The organism is Klebsiella sp. F11, assembly GCF_056712265.1.
This window is the reverse complement of the sequence record NZ_CM160060.1, coordinates 1,128,383-1,147,990: the sequence shown is the minus strand read 5'-3', so window position 1 is coordinate 1,147,990 and position 19,608 is coordinate 1,128,383. Positions and strand designations below refer to the sequence as shown.

Sequence of the window (19,608 nt, the reverse complement as noted above, 5' to 3'; positions counted from 1 at the left end):
GCAAAGCTGTTATTCGCACCCTGTCAGCGCGGCAAAAACAGAAGAGAATGTAAGGTTAACGGCGCTGATAATAACAATTAAAGAAGTGATGGAAATAACAAATAACCAAATGGACTAACCTGTTTTACTTATAGTTATTAACAACAAAATCGATTAAACAACCATATGAAATATAAAGAGATAATTGACATGAGCGCGGCAAAGGCGGCGATTTTCCGCTCAGGGCCGTTTTAGTTAATGCTAAAAAATGTGCTTTCCGGTACCCTACGGCGGTTTTTTGTCTTATTGAGAGTAAAAGATGTCCACCACCCTGTTCAAAGATTTCACCTTCGAAGCCGCCCACCACCTGCCCCACGTACCGGAAGGTCATAAGTGCGGCCGCCTGCACGGTCACTCTTTTATGGTACGTCTGGAGATCACCGGCGAAGTCGATCCGCATACGGGTTGGATCATGGATTTTGCCGAGCTTAAGGCCGCCTTCAAGCCGACCTACGATCGCCTGGATCACTACTACCTGAACGATATTCCAGGGCTCGAGAACCCGACCAGCGAAGTGCTGGCGCGCTGGATTTGGCAACAGATTAAACCCGTTGTGCCGCTGCTGAGCGCAGTGATGATTAAAGAGACCTGCACGGCGGGCTGCGTCTATCGCGGCGAGTGATTAAAGCCTTTGTGTCGATGGTCAATATTCCTTAAATAACGTCATGTTAGCCTATGCGCTCTGGGTCACTGGGGCGTAACATGGCTGACGATTTTGATATTATTATCATCGGTGCGGGAATAGCCGGCACCGCCTGCGCTCTACGCTGCGCGCGGGCGGGGCTGTCGGTTCTGCTGCTCGAACGCGGAGAGCTTCCCGGCAGTAAAAATCTCTCCGGCGGGCGCCTGTACTGCCGCGCGCTCGCCGACCTTCTCCCCCACTTTCAGCAATCCGCTCCGCTCGAACGCCGCATCACCCAGGAAAACCTGACCCTGCTGACCGACGATGGCGCCACGGCCTACTCCAGCCTGCAGCCCGGCGGCGACTCCTGGAGTTTGCTGCGCGCCCGTTTCGATCCGTGGCTGGTTAGCCAGGCCGAAGGCGAAGGCGTCCAGTGCATTACCGGCGCGACGGTGACGGCGCTGTATCGTGAAAACGGCCGGGTTTGCGGCGTTATTTGCGATAGCGAAACGCTGCGCGCCCGCTACGTCGTGCTGGCGGAAGGGGCCAACAGCGAGCTGGCGGAGCGCCACGGCCTGCTCCCGCGCCCTTCTCCAGCCTCTATGGCGCTGGGGATCAAAGCGGTGCTGGCTATGGAGCGAAAAACGCTGGAAGATCGTTTCCGCCTCGAGGGCAACGAGGGGGCGGCCATGATATTCACCGGCGGGGTCTGCGGAGATTTACCCGGCGGCGCGTTCCTTTACACCAATCAGGATACGCTCTCCTTCGGTATCGTCTGCCCGCTCTCCTCGCTGGGCAAAGGCGCGGTGCCTGCCGCCGGGCTGCTGGAGCGGCTTAAATCTCATCCGGCCCTGCGCCCGCTGCTGCGCGGCAGCGAAACGCTGGAATACGGCGCGCATCTGGTACCCGAGGGCGGTCTGCACAGCATGCCGGCGCAGTATGCCGGAGAGGGCTGGCTGCTGGTCGGCGACGCGCTGCGCACCTGCGTCAATACCGGCTTCACCGTGCGCGGTATGGACATGGCCTTAATCGGCGCCCAGGCGGCGGCGCACACGTTAGTCAAAGCCTGCCGGCACGATGCGCCGCAAAATCTGTTTGCGCCATACCATCAGGAGATCGAGCGCAGCCTGCTGTGGGACGTTCTCCAGCGCTACCGGCACGTTCCGGCGCTGCTGCAGCGCCCCGGCTGGTATCGCCGATGGCCCACGCTGATGGACGATATCTCCCGCGAACTCTGGCAGCAGGGCGAAGCCCCCGTCCCGCCGCTGCGCCAGATAGTCTGGCGTCACCTTCGCCGTCACGGCCTGCGTCATCTGGCAGGCGATCTTGTCAGGAGCATACGATGTCTGTAGCACGTAACGTCTGGCGTCCCGCCGCCGGTCCGCATATTGTCCCGGCGTCGGCGCCCGACCGGGAAGTCGTCGAGCTGCTCATTGCCTCCTGTCCCGCCGGGCTTTTTTCACGAACGGCGGACGGCGGCGTGCAGGTCGACTACCGGGGATGCCTGGAGTGCGGCACCTGCCGGCTGTTATGCGATGAGGCAACGCTGAAAGAATGGCGCTATCCTGAATCTGGATTCGGTATTACGTTCCGTTTCGGCTAATAAAACGACTCGTTATAATTCAGGCTGCAGGAACGCTCGCGCATCTGCAGCCTGAATTATAACGAGTAAAATATAAAGGACACACCATGCCCCTGTTACACCTGCTACGACAAAATCCGGTCATCGCGGCCGTCAAAGATAACGCCAGCCTGCAGTTAGCCATCGATTCCGAGTGCCAGTTTATCTCCGTGCTGTACGGCAATATCTGCACCATCAGCAACATCGTGAAGAAAATCAAAAACGCCGGTAAGTACGCGTTTATTCATGTCGACCTGCTGGAGGGGGCGTCGAATAAAGAGGTGGTGATTCAGTTTTTGAAGCTGGTGACCGAAGCGGACGGCATCATCAGCACCAAAGCGCCGATGCTAAAAGCGGCCAGGGCGGAGGGCTTTTTCTGCATCCACCGCCTGTTTATCGTCGACTCTATTTCCTTTCACAATATCGACAAGCAGGTGGCGCAGTCCAACCCGGACTGTATTGAAATCCTGCCGGGCTGTATGCCAAAAGTGCTGGGGTGGGTGACGGAGAAGATTCACCAGCCGCTGATTGCCGGCGGCCTGGTCTGCGACGAAGAAGACGCGCGCAATGCGATGAAAGCCGGCGTTGCGGCCCTGTCGACCACCAACACCGGCGTCTGGAAATTAGCAAAGCAGCTTAGCTAATCCTGCGCGCTGGCTGCCAGTGCTTCAAGCACCGGTAGCCAGTCATCCACGATGCCAACATCCGCCTGAGAGAACACCGGCGCGTCGGCGTCATTATTAATCGCCACGATAAATCGGCTATCGCGCACTCCCGCCATCAGCGCCGCCGCCCCCGATGCGCCCGCCACAATGCAGAGCTTCGGGGCCAGAAGATGGCCGGATATCCCCACCAGACGATCGGCGTCGTAGCCGCCATTCATCACCCGCGCCCGGCTGTAGCCCGCCTCCGCGCCCAGCCGCCGCGCGAGCGCCGCAATGCTTTCCGCATCGGCCCCTTCCCCGCCCTGCCCGACAACCAGCACCCGCTCCGCCGCCGCCAAAGGGTGCGCGCCCGCGCGCTCAACGCGCTCAATCTCCGTTAGCCACTCGGGCTGCGCCGCGGGGACGATACGGCGCTCCGGCAGGTCAGCGGGAAAATCTCCGCCCGCCTTCACCCCGGGCCGGCGCGCCAGGGAGAGACACAGCGGCCGGGAGCTCGCCTCCAGGGTGGCCGTCAGCGCGTTGCCCCAATGGGACTTCGTCACCCAACCTTCCGCCGCGTTCAGCGATAGCGCCTGGCATACGCTGCCGCCCCCCAGGCGCCAGGCCAGCCGCGTGGCCAGCTCATCGGCCAGCGCCCCCGCCGGGAATAGCACTATATCCACCGGCGTCTGCCGCCACTGAACCACCAGCGCATCCAGAAGCTGCCCGGCAACCTCCGCCTCGCCGTCGATAGTCCAGCGCTCGAGATCCGCCTGCGCGAGATCGTTTGCCGCCAGCCAGCCGCCCACCGCGGCGCTATCGCCGGGCGCCATCACCACCGCAATCTTCATGGCCGCATCCTCTGGCATAAATAGTTCTCCCACAGCGCCATGGCTTTCTCCTGCGCCGTTGCGCCCTCAACGATAGCGGCCGCCTGCTGCGGAGCCGGGCGCGTCAGGCGCAGGCACCGAACGTCGGGCTGCGCCTCCGTGGTCGCCGCCTGACGCACGATATCCGCCTTCGCCGCCGCCAGGCGCTGGCGCATGCCGGGCACCGGGAGCGCCACTTCGCCGCACTGCCTGACGGCAATCACCGCCGGTAGGCGCACCCGGCAGCGGCGGATGCCGGCGTCCGTTCGCTGCTCGACAACGGCGAAAGGCGGTTCGAGCGTAAAGCGTTCAACCTGGGTGAAACAGGGCCAGCCGAGCATTTCCGCCAGCAGAAACGACGTCTGGCCATTTTGCCCTTCGCTGCTCTGGCAGCCGGTCACGATCAGCTCTCCGCCGTGGCCGCGCTGCCAGTCGGCAATCTGTCCGGCGATAAACGACGGCGCGAAGCGCAGATCCGCAGCCGCTTCCAGCAGCACATGCCGGTCAAAGCCCAGCGCGGCAAAGTAGCGCAGCCAGTGCAGTGCGCGATCGTCGCCAATGCTTAATGCGGTCAAGGTCATTTCAAGGCCCGCGCCGCGCTGGGCCAACAGCAGCGCGGCGGCGGCCTGCTCATCGGCGCCGATGGCACTGCGCAACAATGCGACATCCGGCCCGCGGGTATCCAGCGCTGCGGCCTGCCAGTCTTTTTCCGCCAGCATGCCGGCGTCCGGCTCCGGCTTAAACGCCAACAGAACGTTCATTCGCGCCTCCTTGTCTTTTATCGCCGCTCCCGGCGGCCACCAGCGGCAGCGCTTTGGTTTCCGGAGCCCACAGCCAGGTCACCACAAAGCCGATCAGCAGTACGCCGGCCAATAGCAAAAGAGTAATCGTCATCCCCCACTGCGCCAGGGTCCAGGGCAGCAGGCCGGTGCTGATGGCGGCCCCAAGCCGGCTCATGGCGGTTGCGAAACCAACGCCCAGCGAGCGGATATCCGTCGGAAAGCTTTCCGCCGGTAAAATCCCCACCAGGTTGCTGACCGCCGAAATCGTGGTGCTGAATAAGATAAAAAGCAGTAGCGTCCAGTGGCTGCCCGCCGGCAGGCAGGCCATAACGATTAGCGTCGCCGCCAGCAGCAGAAAGCTGCCGAGCAGGAAATGACGGTGGGCCAGCAGATGGGTTAATACCAGGCCCAGCAGCGCGCCAACGATCAGCAGCGCGTTCAGCAGCAGGCTGGCGGTCAGCGCATCTTCAAGACCAATGGTTTCCGCGATGGTGGGCAGCCAGGTATAGATAACGAACCACGGGATCACCAGGCAGACGAAAAAGATGCTGTTAAATGCCGTTCGCCGCCAGTAGCGCGGTGAAAACAGCGTTCCGATCCGTTTATTGCTTGCCGCCGCCACCTCATCGCCGAGCAGCACATGCGGACCAAAACAGCGGCGCACCACGGCATGGGCCTCGGCAAAGCGGCCCTGGCGCAACAGCCAGCGCGGAGACTCCGGCGTCCCCCAGCGCAGCAGCGTGATTAGCAGGGCCGGCAGCGCGGACGAGGCCAGCAGCCAGCGCCAGGCCTCCGGGTTGTCGCTGATAAAATGGTGCCCGGCGAGGCTTGCCAGAACGTAACCGACGGTCCACACCACGCTAAACGCGCCGAGCAGGATGCCCCGATGCCGGCGAGGCGCGAATTCGGCCAGCAGCGTATGGCCCACGGAGTAATCCCCGCCCAGGCCAATGCCTATCAGGATCCGCAGGCCAATGAGCTGTTCAGGCGTGGTGGCGAAAAACTGTAGAAAAGAGGCGACGGTAATCAGGACAAAGCTGAGGTTGAAAATCTTCTGCCGGCCAATATGATCCGAGACCCACCCGAGGATCAGGCTGCCGATAAACAGGCCAAGCAGCGCCGCCCCGCCGATCATCCCGGCCATAAAAGGCGTCAGGCGCATGGCGGTAGTCAGCTGGATAATGGCGTAACCGATGACGCCGAGGACGTAGCCGTCAACCAGATGCGCGCCGAAGGTTAGTGCGGCAATGCGGCAGTGAAAGCCGTTAAGCGGCAGGTCGTCCATTCGCACCGGTGAAGCGTTCATGTCTACCCCTTCATGGTCCGGTAAAAGCGGCTTCCCCGCTGGGAAGCCGTGTATAGCCGTCATACTTCAAGCCGCCTGCTACGTTTGCCTATCCCTGGCGCAACGCTATCCATGCTCCATCTTGCCGTCCGCAAGCAACCCGAAATATTTTGGGTATGGCCGTTATTTTTCAATCGGGTAAATCGTTCCGGTATTCATGATACCGTTTGGATCAAACTGCTTCTTCAGCCCTTCCAGCAGCGGCCACGCGCTGCCGTGCTCCAGCTTGCTCCAGTGAACGCGGTGTTTACCAATTCCGTGGTGATGCACCATCGAGCCGCCGAGGCGAATGGTCTCTTCGCAGATAATCTTGTTGAGCGGGTTGTGGTACTTATCAATCTCCTCTTCCGGCCTACAGTCCACCACGTTGTAGTCGTAGACGAAATACATGTTGGTGCCGTTCATATAGCTATGGGAAGAGTGACCGCCCAGCATGGTGATGTCGTCGGCATGCGGGAACTCGGTGCGGATGCGATTGATCACGCTTTCGTAGATCTCATTGATGCAGCTCCAGCAGCCCGATACCTCGGTGGTGAAGCCCATGTTGCCGGTTTTAAGGATCTGCACGCGTTCAGCGGCCACCTTTTCCGGGCCCCAGTTGAGGTGGTTGAACCAGGTTTCGATCAGCTTGCTGTCTACGCGCTGGCACTGCGGATAGCGCGCAACGACCTGCGCAATCCCTTCGCCGGTGGCTTTCGCTATCAGCGGGTTGCCTTCGGCCATAAAGATCAATACGCATTTACCATCGGCAAAATGGGTGAAGTGCTGGGTGCCGTCCTCGGCATCGTACAGACGGGCAATCGACGGACGGTAGCCTTCCACCATCACTTCGCGCAGGATGCTGAAGCCCACCTTCATATCGTCCAGCACGTATCCGTAGAACAGGTTATTTTCCGGCGTGAACTTGAAGATTTTCACCGTCACTTCGGTGATATAGCACAGCGCCCCTTCGTTGCCGATGATGATATGGCGAATATCCGGCCCGGCGGCGCGGCGCGGAACGTTTTTGATGCGGGTGACGGTGCCGTCGGGCAGCACGGCTTCCAGCCCGACAACCATATCTTCGATCGCCCCGTACAGCGTGGAAAACTGGCCAATGCTGCGGGTTGCCACCAGGCCGCCCATCTGCGCCAGCGGCTTAGACTGCGGCGAGTGGCCGGTGGTGTAGCCTTTTGCCCGCAGCGCGTTTTCGAGCACTTCCAGCGGCACCCCGCACTGCGCGGTTGCCTGCATGTTTTCGATATCAATATTCAGGATTTGGTTCATCCCGGCGCCGTCCAGCACCACCGAGTTTTCCACGACGGTTTCGAGGCCGCCTTCGGTCGCCGAAGCGCCGGTACGCGGGACCCCGTTGATCTTATGCTGGTTCATAAACGACAGCACGCTTGAAACCTGTTCGGTTGAGCCTAGCTTAACGACCGCGGCGGGCAGCGGCAGCGTAAAGACGCCGTGGATGTCGGCATATTTACGAAAGCGGTCAATACTGTTGCGCTTTAAAACGGTTTCATCGGTAATCACGCGATCGGAACCGACGATTTCTTTTATACCCGTGATCATTGAAACTGCTTGATTTCGTCGGTGCTGAGGATCATGCTCAGGCCATGAACGTAAAACTGACCTCCGCACAGATTGCCGCCCTTGAGGCTCAGCACCGGCAGAGTCGTGACCGCCGTGTCTGCGACCGGATACGCTGCGTGCTGCTTTCTGCTCAGGGCTGGTCTCCTGCCATGATTGCGCAGTCTCAGCTCATTCATGAGACCACGGTTCTGCGTCATCTATCGGATTATCTCAGCGACGGTAAGCTCACCTCTGATAACGGCGGTTCGCAGGAGCATCTGACTCCCGGGGAGTCTGCCGAACTTCGTCAGCTTCTGACTGACACTGTTCACATCACGACGGCCAGTATCGTGTCGCTTGTCCGTGACCGCTTCGGTGTGCGCTACAGCATTCCGGGTATGAATAAGTGGCTTCACCGCAACGGGTTCACCTGGAAAAAACCGTCAGGTATTCCCCATAAGTTCTGCCCGGCACAACAGCAGCAGTTCATGACGCATTATGAAGCGCTGAAGCAGGCTGCCGGTGACAGCGAACCCATTCTGTTTATGGATGCGGTACATCCGACGCAGTCAACGAAGCTGAGCTGTGGCTGGATAAGAAAGGGGGAACTGAAAGCGGTGAAAACCACCGGGAGCCGGACCCGCCTGAACATCATCAGCGCCCTCAGCGTGAACGACCTGGCCCGGACGGTGACCCGTGATTATCCGCAGATTAATGCGGATGCTATCTGCCGTTTTTTTATTGCAGTTCGCCAGACTTATCCGGTGTCGCAGAAAGTGCATCTGATACTGGACGGTGCGCCTTATCACCGGGCATCGCTGGTTAAGGACTGGGCCTTCGTGATGAATATTGAACTGCATTATCTGCCGCCGTACAGCCCGAACCTGAACCCGACAGAACGGTTGTGGAAGGTGATGAATGAGCATGTGCGGAATAACCGGTATTTTGCGTCAGCGAAAGCCTTCAGGGACGCGATAAGAGGATTTTTTGAACGAACCCTGCCGGAACTGGGGCAGAAACTGGGCTGTCGTATCAACGACAATTTTCAGGTGCTCAGTTCCGTGTCAGAGACATAACGACGTATAGCGTAAGGTGTTCACCTGTGAACAAAATAACTCTCATTGATCATGTTGCAATAACTGTTGCCGACCTTGAAGTATCTTACTGTTTTTACGATAAATTGTTTGGTGCAAAAATTCATGCAGAGTACGCCCCCTTTGGGAAACTGCTTGTAAGGCAGGTATCGCTGGGTGATATTGTCCTGAGTTTACATCAGGTTGAGAATGGCGTGGAACTTGTAGCTAAAAGGCCAATGCCAGGGAGTGCTGATTTATGCTTCCGGTGGGGAGGGACAATTCTCAGCGTGTTAGAGCTACTTGAGAAAAACGATATCGAAATAATCCATGGCCCGGTGCCCCGTGAAACGAGTTCAGGTCAGCCATCACAATCTGTTTTCTTTCGGGATCCTGATGGAAATCTGCTGGAGTTAATGGCTGCTGATAATAAAGACCAAGGTTAAAATACTCAATAAAGTCAAAAATAAATATTTTCATCTGCAGGACTTAATGTGGCTCCCTGAAACAATCTGCACTTTGAAGTTTATTGAGTATAACTGGTCAACAATCGCTTCACGGGATAAAGACATAATAATACCTTCCTGATAATGAATTCGGAATAAACACGTCATCCTTCAGGCTGCTTCTTTATTAATGGCCGATATAAACCCCAATAACACTGCGTTCTATGTTACCGGAGATTTATTATTTACGGCCCCGACGCATCCTGAATGATATTGTGTGACATAATTAATACAAATACAGAAACCACCGGTTGAAAATTAACGTACCAGATAGCCGCCATCGACTACCAGCAGATGGCCGTTAACATAATTTGACGCCTGACTGGCTAAAAACACCGCTGCCCCCATCAGGTCCTGAGTATCACCCCAGCGGTTTGCCGGAATATGGTCCAGAACGCGCTGATTGGTTTCCGGATTGCTGCGGGTAGCCAGCGTAATATCGGTTGCATAATAGCCAGGGGCGATGCCGTTGACCTGAATATTATACTGACCAAGCTCATCGCAATATGCCTTAGTAAAACCGGCAAGCGCGTGTTTCGTCGCCGAATAAGCCGGTGACCACTGGCCGCCAAGATAAGAAAATAATGAGCAGATATTAATAATTTTGCCACTGTTTTGCGGGATCATAATTTTTGCCGCTTCGTGGCTGAGCTCGAACGGCGCCGTCAGGTTAACATCGATCATCGGATCCCAATCCGCGCGGCCGAAGTCCAGCACCTTGTTCAGCTTACAAATTCCGGCATTGTTGACCAGGATATCCACCGTGCCAAAGCGCTCACAGCAGGCGGCGATGATCCGCTGCGGCGCGCCTTTAGTGGTAATATCCACCTGCATAAACTCAACTTCAACACCCTGTTTTTCAATAATTTATTTTGTCTCTCCGTTATCCTTGACGACGCTTGGGATAAACAGATTCGCGCCGGCTTTCGCCAGCGCCATGGCAAAAGCCTGACCCAGTCCGCTATTGCCGCCGGTGACAATTGCCGGTTTACCTTTCAGAGAGAAGAAATCCATTGAGAACGCGTTAAGAGATTCGATTGACATAGCTGGCTCCAAATTCCTTTAGGCAAAAAAAAAGAAAGGTAACTTCCCCCACGAGAGGGAAGTTACCTTTCTCATTGTCTCTGGTAACTGAGCTAAATTTTTAGCACAGCGTCCGGACACCTAATGTGATCGCAATCACAGATAAATATTTCATTCATAATTTACGCGTAAAACTACGAAGCGTGATTATTCTCACACTAAAACCCACGTCGGCATGTTATTCCTAATCGCAATTACTAGAGACCAGAGAAAAGTAATCCACCTGCAAAGGCGGTTTACTTTTCTCTTTTTTTCGTCTATTCAAAATGAGATCACGATATGCAACAGAATTCATATCGCCGTTGGATAACCCTCGCCATTATTAGTTTTAGCGGCGGAGTCAGCTTTGACCTTGCCTATTTGCGCTATATTTATCAAATCCCAATGGCAAAATTTATGGGGTTTAGCAATACCGAAATTGGCTTAATTATGAGCACTTTTGGTATTACCGCCATTATTCTCTATGCGCCCAGCGGGGTTATTGCCGATAAATTCTCGCATCGCAAAATGATTACTTCGGCAATGATCGTTACCGGCCTGCTTGGCCTAATAATGGCGACCTATCCACCGCTGTGGGCCATGCTTTGCATTCAGGTCGCCTTTGCCATCACCACCATTCTGATGCTGTGGTCAGTGTCAATTAAGGCCGCCTCGCTGCTCGGCGATCATAGCGAGCAGGGAAAAATCATGGGCTGGATGGAGGGGCTGCGCGGCGTTGGCGTTACGTCGCTGGCGGTATTTACCATGTGGGCGTTTTCCCGCTTCGCGCCCGATGATAGCAATAGCCTGAAGGTCGTTATCCTGATTTACAGCGTGGTTTACATCCTGCTGGGGATATTGTGCTGGTTCTTTGTCAGCGATGCGCCCCAGCGCGGCGGCGCGGCGCAGGAAGAGAAAAAAACGTTTCAGCTTAGCGATATTCTCGCCGTCCTGCGTATCAGCACTACCTGGTACTGCAGCATGGTCATTTTTGGCGTCTTTACCATCTACGCCATCCTCAGCTACTCCACCAACTACCTGACGGAAATGTACGGTATGTCGCTGGTGGCCGCGAGCTACATGGGGATTGTCATTAACAAAATCTTCCGCGCGATTTGCGGCCCGCTGGGCGGCATTATTACCACCTACAGCAGAGTCAAATCCCCAACCCGCGTCATTCAGCTGCTGTCGATCGTCGGGGTGCTGGCGCTTGTCGCCCTGCTGGCCACCAATTCAAATCCGCAGTCCGTGGCGATGGGGATCGGCCTGATTCTGCTGCTGGGCTTCACCTGCTACGCTTCGCGCGGCCTCTACTGGGCCTGCCCCGGCGAAGCAAGAACGCCGGGCTATATTATGGGAACCACCGTCGGTATCTGCTCGGTCATTGGCTTCCTGCCCGACGTTTTTGTCTATCCGATCGTCGGCCACTGGCAGGACACTCTTCCCGCCGCGGACGCCTACCGCAACATGTGGCTGATGGGCCTCGCCGCGCTGTGCATGGTGATCCTCTTTACCTTTTTGCTGTTTCGAAAAATACGCCGCACCGACGCCGCGACAGAACGCGAGGCACCGCTGGCCGCAGAGACTGCCGGCGAGTGATGATGAAAATTTAAAGGAGAATAATAATGTCGAAGAAATACATCATTGGAATCGATGGCGGGAGCCAGAGCACCAAGGTCGTGATGTACGACCTGCAGGGAAACGTGGTCTGCGAGGGAAAGGGCCTGCTGCAGCCGATGCACACGCCGGACGCCGATACGGCGGAGCATCCTGATGATGATTTGTGGACCTCGCTGTGCTGCGCCGGAAAGGATCTGATGAGCCGGTTTACCGGCCAGCAAGCGGATATTGTCGGCATCGGTCTCGGCTCGATTCGCTGCTGCCGCGCGCTGCTTAAAGCCGACGGTACGCCCGCAGAGCCGCTGATTAGCTGGCAGGACGCCCGCGTCACCCGGCCTTATGAACATACTAATCCCGACGTAGCCTGGGTCACCTCATTTTCCGGCTATCTCTCGCACCGCTTAACCGGCGAGTTTAAGGACAATATCGCCAACTACTTTGGCCAGTGGCCGGTGGATTATAAAACCTGGGGGTGGAGCGACAATCCTGAGGTCGTTAAGCAGTTTAATATCCCGCGCCGGATGCTATTCGACGTGCAGATGCCCGGAACGGTGCTGGGCTATATTACCGGCCAGGCGGCCCTTGCCACCGGCTTCCCGGCGGGGCTGCCGGTTATCTGCACCACCAGCGATAAGCCGGTTGAAGCGCTCGGCGCAGGGCTACTGGATGATGAAACGGCGGTTATCTCATTGGGCACCTACATCGCCCTGATGATGAACGGCAAAGCGTTGCCGAAAGATCCCGTCGCCTACTGGCCGATTATGTCCTCCATTCCCGAGACGCTGCTGTATGAGGGGTACGGCATTCGCAAGGGGATGTGGACGGTGAGCTGGCTGCGGGACATGCTGGGCGAATCCTTGATTAAGGACGCCGGGGCCCAGGGCCTGTCGCCGGAAGATCTGCTAAATAAAAAGGCCGCCGCGGTGCCACCGGGCTGCAACGGGCTAATGACCGTGCTGGACTGGTTAACGAATCCCTGGGAGCCCTATAAGCGCGGGATCATGATCGGTTTTGATTCCAGCATGGATTACGCGTGGATTTATCGCTCCATTCTCGAGAGCGTTGCGCTGACGTTGAAAAATAACTACGACAATATGTGCGATGAAATGAATCACTTCGCCAAACATATCATCATTACCGGCGGTGGTTCGAACAGCGATCTCTTTATGCAGATCTTCGCCGACGTCTTTAACCTGCCGGCCAGACGCAACGCGATTAACGGCTGCGCCAGCCTCGGCGCGGCAATCAACGCCGCGGTTGGCCTGGGTTTGTACCCCTCTTACGCGGCCGCGGTGGCAAATATGGTGCGGGTAAAAGATACATTCATGCCGGTAGAAGAGAATGCCAGCCGCTATGAAGCGTTAAATAAGGGGATTTTCAGGGAGTTAACCACGTATACCGATCCAATTTTGAAAAAGTCGTATGCGGTCATCCACGGAAATCTGGAAAACGTAGACGCGATTCAAAGCTGGTCGAACGCGTAGCGGAGGCGCCGGGCAGAGGAGCTCTACCCGGCGGTTTATCAGGCAATATTCAGATACTTATGCGTTTGCATCGAGAGCCGCCAGTTGCGGGCGATGCAGGTCTCAATGCACAGACGCGTCGCATCCTCTTTCTGGCTGATGGGCTGCAGAGCAATAATCCGCGGCTTGTCGTCGGTCAGCGTTTCCAGCAGTTCATCCAGCGCTTCGATATCGCGCACGCGGCCAACCGGGTGCTTGATTTCATCCGCGCGCAGCAGCGCCTGCGACAGCACGTCGTAACCGCCGCGCATGTTGACCTTCGGTGAAACCGTCACCCAGGTGCGCGGGCTGCAGCGCACTTCGTGGGTGCCGCTGGTTTCAATCTGACAGCTGAAGCCGTTATGCTCAAGCAGGGTCGTCAGCGGGGTGAGATCGTGAATACAGGGCTCACCGCCGGTGATCACCACGTGACGAGCGGTCCACCCCTGGCGGCCAATAATCGCCAGCAGATCTTCGCCGCTGGCCGGGCCCCACTTGTCGCTCTCTTTGGTTTTAGCCAGAATGCTAAACAGCGACACTTCCCGATCGGCAAGTTTGTCCCAGGTATGTTTGGTATCGCACCAGGCGCAACCAACCGGGCATCCCTGCAGGCGAATAAAAATGGCGGGCACGCCGGTAAAGTAACCCTCGCCTTGCAAGGTCTGGAACATCTCGTTAATCGGGTACTGCATAATCATCTCTGTTTAGGTGCTAAACGATCATTATCGCAGATTTGCGCGCCCAGGTCTTGTCCTCAGCTGCGGCGGCGCCCCGTTATCTCGCGGCGATAAAACTGCGGCTATTCTGACTCTTCGTGCCGCTATGTTTATGCATGACCCGCGCCGAATTAATCATTCATTTTATTTTTTAGATTTACATCGTTGATGTAACAAAAAATTTTAAATATTACATTAATGAAAAATATAAAAACCTGAAAGATAAATAAAATAGTCAACAAAAACATAATAGTACAAACGGATACATGAAACTTCGAATCTTTATAAATAGTCTGATGTCGAATCCGATCCGCGCCCGCTCATAACCTTAATACGGCCTTAAGAATTGATTTAAATGGCCCATTTCCCATTTATCCGCCGTTTAGTTTGGCCCGCCTAGAATCCACCCGACTAACCATGATGAGACTGTATTCATGAAGACATTATTAATTACAGGCGTTACCGGATTTCTGGGTGGGGCAGTTTTAGAGAATATCCTGAAGCAAAAAAATCGGGTGAATCTGCTGCTTTTGGTTCGTGCCAGTAATGGTGAAGCAGCGCTTGCCCGGGTTAAAGACAATCTGCGTAAATTCAACATCGCCGAGGAGACGCTGGCGACGCTGAGCGTCCGGCACATCCTGCTGGGTGATTTGGCCAATCCGGAAGAATTTCTTGCCGATCCGCGCCTCAACGGCGTTACCCACGTGCTCAACTGCGCCGCCGTCGCCTCGTTCGGCAATAACCCGCTGATCTGGAAAGTCAACGTTGAGGGAACGATCCGCTTTGCCCAACGCATGGCCGAGGTCTCCGGGCTGCAGCGCTTCCTGCACGTTGGTACGGCAATGTCGTGCTCGCCGGAGCCTGACTCTCTGGTCGCGGAAAGCGCCGAATTCCGCGAGCGCGCCGAGCACCTTGTCGAGTACACGCACTCTAAATCGGCCATCGAGCGCCTGATGCGCCAGGAGTGCCCGACGCTGCCGCTGGCGATCGCCCGCCCCTCTATCGTCGTCGGCCATACCCACCACGGCTGCCAGCCCTCCAGCAGCATCTTCTGGGTATTCAGCATGGGCCTGATGCTGCAAAAGTTCATGTGTTCGATGGAGGACAGGATCGACGTGATTCCCGTTGATTACTGCGCCGACGCGCTGCTGATGCTGCTCGATAGCCCGCTGCCCCGCGGTGAAGTAGTACATATCTCGGCGGGGGAAGAAAACAGCGTCAGGTTTGCCGAGATTGACAGCGCGATGGCCTCCGCACTGGAGCGGCTGCCCGTCGGCGAAAGCTATGCCCAGGTGAGCTATGAGACGCTGGTGAAGATGCGCCGGGAGCTAAAAGATATCTTTGGTCCGTGCAATGAGCGCCTGATGCTCAAAGCCATGCGCCTGTACGGCGCCTTCGCCGGGCTTAACGTGCGATTCAGCAACGATAAGCTGCTGAGCATGGGGATGCCGAAACCGCCGCGCTTTACCGACTATATTGACCGCTGCGTGCAAACGACCCGCGGGCTTTCCATTCCGCAGCAGATGGCCGTCGACTTTAAATAACCGCCGCTCTGCAGGCAAAAAAAATGCCAGTCAGCAGACTGGCATTTTCATATCAGATAAAGACGGGCTTATGCCTGACCTTTGATCTCTTTACGACCGTTGTACGGTGCTTTTTCGCCCAGCGCTTCTTCGATACGAATCAGCTGGTTGTATTTAGCAACGCGGTCAGAACGGCTCATAGAACCGGTTTTGATCTGGCCTGCAGCAGTACCTACCGCCAGGTCAGCGATGGTAGCATCTTCAGTTTCGCCTGAACGGTGAGAGATAACGGCAGTGTAGCCAGCGTCTTTCGCCATTTTGATCGCAGCCAGAGTTTCGGTCAGGGAACCGATCTGGTTGAATTTGATCAGGATGGAGTTAACGATGCCTTTCTCGATGCCTTCTTTCAGGATCTTAGTGTTGGTTACGAACAGATCGTCGCCAACCAGCTGGATTTTGTCGCCCAGAACTTTAGTCTGGTATGCAAAGCCGTCCCAGTCAGATTCGTCCAGACCGTCTTCGATAGAGACGATCGGGTACTGTTTGGTCAGGTCTTCCAGGAAGTGGGTGAACTCTTCAGAGGTGAACGCTTTGTTGCCTTCGCCAGCCAGAACGTATTTACCGTCTTTGTAGAATTCAGAAGCCGCGCAGTCCATCGCCAGGGTGATGTCTGTGCCCAGCTCGTAGCCGGCAGCTTTAACCGCTTCAGCGATAACCGCCAGAGCTTCAGCGTTGGAGCCCAGGTTCGGCGCGTAGCCGCCTTCGTCACCCACTGCGGTGTTCATGCCTTTAGCTTTCAGAACTTTAGCCAGGTTATGGAACACTTCAGAACCCATACGTACGGCTTCTTTCAGGGATTTAGCGCCAACCGGCTGAATCATAAATTCCTGGATGTCGACGTTGTTGTCCGCGTGCTCGCCGCCGTTGATGATGTTCATCATCGGAACCGGCATGGAGTATTTGCCCGGGGTACCGTTCAGCTCGGCGATGTGTTCGAACAGCGGCTGACCTTTAGCGGCAGCGGCTGCCTTGGCGTTTGCCAGGGACACGGCCAGGATTGCGTTCGCACCGAAGTTAGATTTGTTTTCAGTACCGTCCAGATCGATCATGATCTTGTCGATGCCGGCCTGGTCTTTGGCGTCTTTGCCAAGGATTGCCTGAGCGATCGGGCCGTTAACCGCGCCAACGGCTTTCAGTACGCCTTTGCCCATGAAGCGGGATTTGTCGCCATCGCGCAGTTCCAGCGCTTCGCGGGAACCAGTAGAAGCACCTGACGGAGCTGCTGCCATACCAACGAAACCACCTTCCAGGTGTACTTCGGCTTCAACAGTCGGGTTACCACGGGAGTCGATGATTTCACGACCGATGACTTTAACGATTTTGGACATTAGATTTTCCTCAGTACAAGTTAAACTAAAACTCCAGACAAACAATGCACCCGGATGGGTGCATTGCCGTTCTAACTCTTTTACTTCGCCTGACGCTTCTGATACTCGCCTGCTGCTTTAACAAAACCAGCAAACAGCGGATGGCCGTCGCGCGGCGTCGAAGTAAACTCCGGGTGGAACTGACAGGCCACAAACCACGGATGGTTCGGCACCTCGATGATCTCGACCAACTGATCGTCCCCGGAACGGCCCGCAACGCGCAGGCCCGCATTTTCAATAGGCTTCAACAACATGTTGTTGACTTCGTAACGGTGACGATGGCGCTCGGTGATTGTCGGCTCGCCGTACAGCTGGCGCACCAGGCTATCTTCGTCCAGCTGGCACTGCTGCGCGCCCAGGCGCATGGTGCCGCCGAGATCGCTTCTCTCGGAACGAACTTCGACGTTGCCTTCTTCATCACGCCATTCGGTAATCAGCGCCACGACCGGGAACTTACAGTCTGGCACAAATTCCGTGGAGTTGGCGTTCTCCATCCCCGCTACGTTGCGCGCGAACTCAATCAGCGCAACCTGCATACCCAGGCAGATACCCAGATATGGAATATTGTTTTCACGCGCATAGCGCGCGGTGGCAATCTTACCTTCAACGCCGCGGTAGCCGAAGCCGCCCGGGATCAGGATAGCATCTAAATTCTTCAGAATTTCGACGCCGCGCGTTTCCACATCCTGCGAATCAATCAGCTTGATGTTTACGGTCACGCGATTTTTCAGACCGCCGTGTTTCAGCGCTTCAATCACCGATTTGTAGGCATCCGGCAGCTCAATGTACTTACCGACCATACCGATGGTGACTTCGCCTGCCGGGTTAGCTTCTTCGTAGATAACCTGTTCCCATTCGGCCAGGTTTGCTTCCGGGCAGTTCAAGCTGAATCGTTTACAAATATAATCGTCCAGCCCCTGAGATTTCAACAGGCCCGGAATTTTATAAATGGAATCGACATCTTTCAGAGAAATAACGGCCTTTTCCGGGACGTTACAGAACAATGCAATTTTAGCACGTTCGTTCGCCGGGACCGCCCGATCGGAGCGGCAGATCAGAATATCTGGCTGAATACCGATAGAAAGCAGCTCTTTTACGGAGTGCTGAGTCGGTTTGGTTTTGACTTCGCCGGCTGCCGCCATGTACGGCACCAGGGTCAAATGCATAAACAGGGTATGCTCGCGGCCGATTTCTACCGCCATCTGGCGAATCGCTTCGAGGAACGGCAGGGATTCGATATCGCCGACGGTACCGCCGATTTCAACCAGCACCACGTCGTGACCTTCGCCACCGGCAAGCACGCGCTCTTTAATCGCGTTGGTAATGTGCGGAATAACCTGTACGGTTGCGCCCAGGTAATCACCACGGCGCTCTTTGCGCAGGACGTCGGAGTAAATACGCCCCGTAGTGAAGTTGTTGCGGCGGCTCATTTTGGTACGGATGAAGCGCTCGTAATGGCCCAGGTCCAGATCGGTTTCAGCGCCGTCTTCAGTAACGAACACTTCCCCGTGTTGGATAGGACTCATGGTACCCGGATCGACGTTGATGTACGGATCCAGTTTCATCATGGTCACGTTAAGCCCACGGGCCTCGAGAATAGCTGCGAGGGATGCTGCGGCAATGCCTTTACCCAGAGAGGATACGACCCCGCCGGTCACAAAAATATAGTTCGTTGTCATGCTGAACCTGAGAAGTTAGGGTGAAACGATGGAATAACCAGGACGGGAAAGTAGTATACCCGAACACGACGAGCGCCACAAACTTTCATTCTCCGCCTCCTTTCCAGGCCATAACAAACACAGGGAGTGAGAAAATAGCCCCTTTTGGGTAAATGTTTTTGACGCAAATCAAGCGCTTGTCATTTAAAAAATCACACAAATCGCGCTTGATCGCGAAAACCCGTTAGAGATCAGTTTCCTGCCGCTTTACCTCTTGCCACACTTCTTCCATGGTATCAAGGTCAACGCCGGTCATCTCCAGTCCGCGCGCGGCGACAATGCGCTCAACTTCGCGGAAGCGGCGCTCAAACTTCAGGTTGGCTTTTTGCAGCGCGACTTCGGCTTTAACGCCTAAATGGCGGGATAAATTGACCGTCGCAAACAGCAGGTCGCCAACTTCCTCCTCCAGTTTAGCCTCATCTACTACCGCCTGCTGCACTTCGTGCATCACCTCGTCGATCTCCTCGTGCACCTTGTCCAGCACCGGACCCAGCGAGGTCCAGTCAAAGCCCACCCCCGAGCAGCGTTTTTGTATTTTATGCGCGCGCATCAGCGCCGGCAGGCTGTGCGGAATATCATCCAGCGCGGAGTGCTGGGATTTTTCCGCCCGCTCGGCGCTTTTGATCTCTTCCCAGCGCGCCAGCACTTCCGTACTGCTGCCGGCGCTGGCGTCGCCGAAGATATGCGGATGGCGGCGCTCCAGCTTATCGCTAATCGCGGCACACACGTCGTCAAAGGCAAAACGTCCCTCTTCCTGCGCCATCTGGGCGTAGAACACCACCTGGAACAGCAGGTCTCCGAGTTCGCCGCGCAGATCGTCAAAATCTTCGCGGGCGATAGCATCCAGCACTTCGTAGGTTTCTTCGAGGGTATAGGGGGCAATGGTGGCAAAGGTCTGCTCTTTGTCCCACGGGCAGCCGGTTTCCGGGTCGCGCAGGCGTTGCATTATCCCGAGCAGGCGGTCGATTTGAGTCATGACGAT

17 protein-coding genes and 1 pseudogene are annotated in these 19,608 nt (G+C 56.1%); 9 read left to right on the top strand and 9 right to left on the bottom strand.

The genetic code is table 11. From position 1 onward, the window contains the following. Positions 1 to 298 precede the first annotated feature (298 nt). The 4 genes from queD (at position 299) to AC1M2H_RS05700 (ending at position 2,926) form a co-directional block, all read left to right on the top strand. Complete coding sequence (gene queD / locus AC1M2H_RS05715) at positions 299 to 661, top strand: 6-carboxytetrahydropterin synthase QueD (RefSeq protein ID WP_480150642.1); 363 nt, start codon at positions 299 to 301, stop codon at positions 659 to 661. Between the two features lie 80 nt (positions 662 to 741). Beyond that, positions 742 to 2,013: an FAD-dependent oxidoreductase gene (locus AC1M2H_RS05710; RefSeq protein ID WP_480150641.1), complete on the top strand. Its 1,272-nt coding sequence runs from the start codon at positions 742 to 744 to the stop codon at positions 2,011 to 2,013. Beyond that, positions 2,004 to 2,264, top strand: a complete 261-nt coding sequence (locus AC1M2H_RS05705) for a ferredoxin family protein (protein WP_480150640.1) — start codon at positions 2,004 to 2,006, stop codon at positions 2,262 to 2,264. Before AC1M2H_RS05710 ends, AC1M2H_RS05705 begins: the two co-directional genes overlap by 10 nt. 86 nt (positions 2,265 to 2,350) lie before the next feature. Next, a complete protein-coding gene (locus AC1M2H_RS05700) occupies positions 2,351 to 2,926 on the top strand; it encodes a glycerol-3-phosphate responsive antiterminator (RefSeq protein WP_480150639.1) in 576 nt (191 codons plus the stop codon). Here the strand turns inward: AC1M2H_RS05700 and AC1M2H_RS05695 are convergent. The 4 genes from AC1M2H_RS05695 to AC1M2H_RS05680 all read right to left on the bottom strand — a co-directional run bounded on the left by AC1M2H_RS05695 (position 2,923) and on the right by AC1M2H_RS05680 (position 7,479). Then, positions 2,923 to 3,777 (bottom strand): electron transfer flavoprotein subunit alpha/FixB family protein, encoded by an 855-nt coding sequence (locus AC1M2H_RS05695; RefSeq protein WP_480150638.1) that lies wholly within the window; start codon positions 3,775 to 3,777, stop codon positions 2,923 to 2,925. The genes AC1M2H_RS05700 and AC1M2H_RS05695 overlap by 4 nt on opposite strands. Beyond that, positions 3,774 to 4,556, bottom strand: a complete 783-nt coding sequence (locus AC1M2H_RS05690; RefSeq protein WP_480150637.1) for an adenine nucleotide alpha hydrolase family protein — start codon at positions 4,554 to 4,556, stop codon at positions 3,774 to 3,776. Before AC1M2H_RS05690 ends, AC1M2H_RS05695 begins: the two co-directional genes overlap by 4 nt. Next, on the bottom strand, positions 4,534 to 5,946 hold the full coding sequence (locus AC1M2H_RS05685; protein ID WP_480150636.1) for an MFS transporter: 1,413 nt from the start codon (positions 5,944 to 5,946) through the stop codon (positions 4,534 to 4,536). Before AC1M2H_RS05685 ends, AC1M2H_RS05690 begins: the two co-directional genes overlap by 23 nt. Positions 5,947 to 6,045: 99 nt before the next feature. Continuing rightward, a complete protein-coding gene (locus AC1M2H_RS05680; RefSeq protein WP_480150635.1) occupies positions 6,046 to 7,479 on the bottom strand; it encodes an FAD-binding oxidoreductase in 1,434 nt (477 codons plus the stop codon). A gap of 44 nt (positions 7,480 to 7,523) precedes the next feature. Between AC1M2H_RS05680 and AC1M2H_RS05675 the strand changes: the two genes are divergently transcribed. Continuing rightward, positions 7,524 to 8,555, top strand: coding sequence for an IS630 family transposase (locus AC1M2H_RS05675; protein WP_480151833.1), 1,032 nt, complete (start codon positions 7,524 to 7,526; stop codon positions 8,553 to 8,555). 26 nt (positions 8,556 to 8,581) lie between these two features. Further along, on the top strand, positions 8,582 to 8,998 hold the full coding sequence (locus tag AC1M2H_RS05670; protein WP_480147914.1) for a VOC family protein: 417 nt from the start codon (positions 8,582 to 8,584) through the stop codon (positions 8,996 to 8,998). A 318-nt stretch (positions 8,999 to 9,316) separates the two neighbouring features. Here AC1M2H_RS05670 and AC1M2H_RS05665 read toward each other — a convergent pair. Then, positions 9,317 to 10,102: pseudogene (locus AC1M2H_RS05665) on the bottom strand (SDR family oxidoreductase). 318 nt (positions 10,103 to 10,420) lie between these two features. Between AC1M2H_RS05665 and AC1M2H_RS05660 the strand changes: the two are divergent. Then, positions 10,421 to 11,719, top strand: a complete 1,299-nt coding sequence (locus AC1M2H_RS05660; RefSeq protein WP_480150634.1) for an MFS transporter — start codon at positions 10,421 to 10,423, stop codon at positions 11,717 to 11,719. Positions 11,720 to 11,745: 26 nt separating this feature from the next. Further along, complete coding sequence (locus AC1M2H_RS05655) at positions 11,746 to 13,224, top strand: FGGY-family carbohydrate kinase (RefSeq protein ID WP_480150633.1); 1,479 nt, start codon at positions 11,746 to 11,748, stop codon at positions 13,222 to 13,224. Positions 13,225 to 13,262: 38 nt separating this feature from the next. On the opposite strand, the gene queE is transcribed toward AC1M2H_RS05655, so the two are convergent. After that, positions 13,263 to 13,934 carry a 7-carboxy-7-deazaguanine synthase QueE gene (gene queE, locus AC1M2H_RS05650; RefSeq protein ID WP_426812117.1) on the bottom strand — a complete coding sequence of 224 codons (672 nt, stop codon included), beginning with the start codon at positions 13,932 to 13,934 and terminating at the stop codon, positions 13,263 to 13,265. A gap of 458 nt (positions 13,935 to 14,392) precedes the next feature. On the opposite strand from queE, the gene AC1M2H_RS05645 reads away from it, so the two are divergent. Continuing rightward, positions 14,393 to 15,502 (top strand): SDR family oxidoreductase, encoded by a 1,110-nt coding sequence (locus AC1M2H_RS05645; RefSeq protein WP_480150632.1) that lies wholly within the window; start codon positions 14,393 to 14,395, stop codon positions 15,500 to 15,502. Between the two features lie 68 nt (positions 15,503 to 15,570). Here AC1M2H_RS05645 and eno read toward each other — a convergent pair whose 3' ends face one another. From eno to mazG, 3 genes are all read right to left on the bottom strand, one after another. After that, positions 15,571 to 16,869, bottom strand: coding sequence for a phosphopyruvate hydratase (eno, locus tag AC1M2H_RS05640; protein ID WP_045857537.1), 1,299 nt, complete (start codon positions 16,867 to 16,869; stop codon positions 15,571 to 15,573). Between the two features lie 80 nt (positions 16,870 to 16,949). Further along, positions 16,950 to 18,587: a glutamine hydrolyzing CTP synthase gene (gene pyrG, locus AC1M2H_RS05635; protein WP_480150631.1), complete on the bottom strand. Its 1,638-nt coding sequence runs from the start codon at positions 18,585 to 18,587 to the stop codon at positions 16,950 to 16,952. A gap of 223 nt (positions 18,588 to 18,810) precedes the next feature. Beyond that, on the bottom strand, positions 18,811 to 19,602 hold the full coding sequence (gene mazG, locus AC1M2H_RS05630; protein WP_426812113.1) for a nucleoside triphosphate pyrophosphohydrolase: 792 nt from the start codon (positions 19,600 to 19,602) through the stop codon (positions 18,811 to 18,813). Positions 19,603 to 19,608 lie beyond the last annotated feature (6 nt).

Excerpts from the sequence above, each read along its gene's own strand:
- AC1M2H_RS05695 (WP_480150638.1), bottom strand. The coding sequence starts at position 3,777 with ATGAAGATTGCGGTGGTGATGGCGCCCGGCGATAGCGCCGCGGTGGGC.
- mazG (WP_426812113.1), bottom strand. The coding sequence starts at position 19,602 with ATGACTCAAATCGACCGCCTGCTCGGGATAATGCAACGCCTGCGCGAC.
- queE (WP_426812117.1), bottom strand. The coding sequence starts at position 13,934 with ATGCAGTACCCGATTAACGAGATGTTCCAGACCTTGCAAGGCGAGGGT.
- AC1M2H_RS05675 (WP_480151833.1), top strand. The coding sequence starts at position 7,524 with ATGAACGTAAAACTGACCTCCGCACAGATTGCCGCCCTTGAGGCTCAG.
- AC1M2H_RS05680 (WP_480150635.1), bottom strand. The coding sequence starts at position 7,479 with ATGATCACGGGTATAAAAGAAATCGTCGGTTCCGATCGCGTGATTACC.
- AC1M2H_RS05655 (WP_480150633.1), top strand. The coding sequence starts at position 11,746 with ATGTCGAAGAAATACATCATTGGAATCGATGGCGGGAGCCAGAGCACC.
- AC1M2H_RS05700 (WP_480150639.1), top strand. The coding sequence starts at position 2,351 with ATGCCCCTGTTACACCTGCTACGACAAAATCCGGTCATCGCGGCCGTC.
- AC1M2H_RS05685 (WP_480150636.1), bottom strand. The coding sequence starts at position 5,946 with ATGACGGCTATACACGGCTTCCCAGCGGGGAAGCCGCTTTTACCGGAC.
- AC1M2H_RS05690 (WP_480150637.1), bottom strand. The coding sequence starts at position 4,556 with ATGAACGTTCTGTTGGCGTTTAAGCCGGAGCCGGACGCCGGCATGCTG.
- eno (WP_045857537.1), bottom strand. The coding sequence starts at position 16,869 with ATGTCCAAAATCGTTAAAGTCATCGGTCGTGAAATCATCGACTCCCGT.
- AC1M2H_RS05660 (WP_480150634.1), top strand. The coding sequence starts at position 10,421 with ATGCAACAGAATTCATATCGCCGTTGGATAACCCTCGCCATTATTAGT.
- AC1M2H_RS05705 (WP_480150640.1), top strand. The coding sequence starts at position 2,004 with ATGTCTGTAGCACGTAACGTCTGGCGTCCCGCCGCCGGTCCGCATATT.
- queD (WP_480150642.1), top strand. The coding sequence starts at position 299 with ATGTCCACCACCCTGTTCAAAGATTTCACCTTCGAAGCCGCCCACCAC.
- AC1M2H_RS05645 (WP_480150632.1), top strand. The coding sequence starts at position 14,393 with ATGAAGACATTATTAATTACAGGCGTTACCGGATTTCTGGGTGGGGCA.
- pyrG (WP_480150631.1), bottom strand. The coding sequence starts at position 18,587 with ATGACAACGAACTATATTTTTGTGACCGGCGGGGTCGTATCCTCTCTG.
- AC1M2H_RS05710 (WP_480150641.1), top strand. The coding sequence starts at position 742 with ATGGCTGACGATTTTGATATTATTATCATCGGTGCGGGAATAGCCGGC.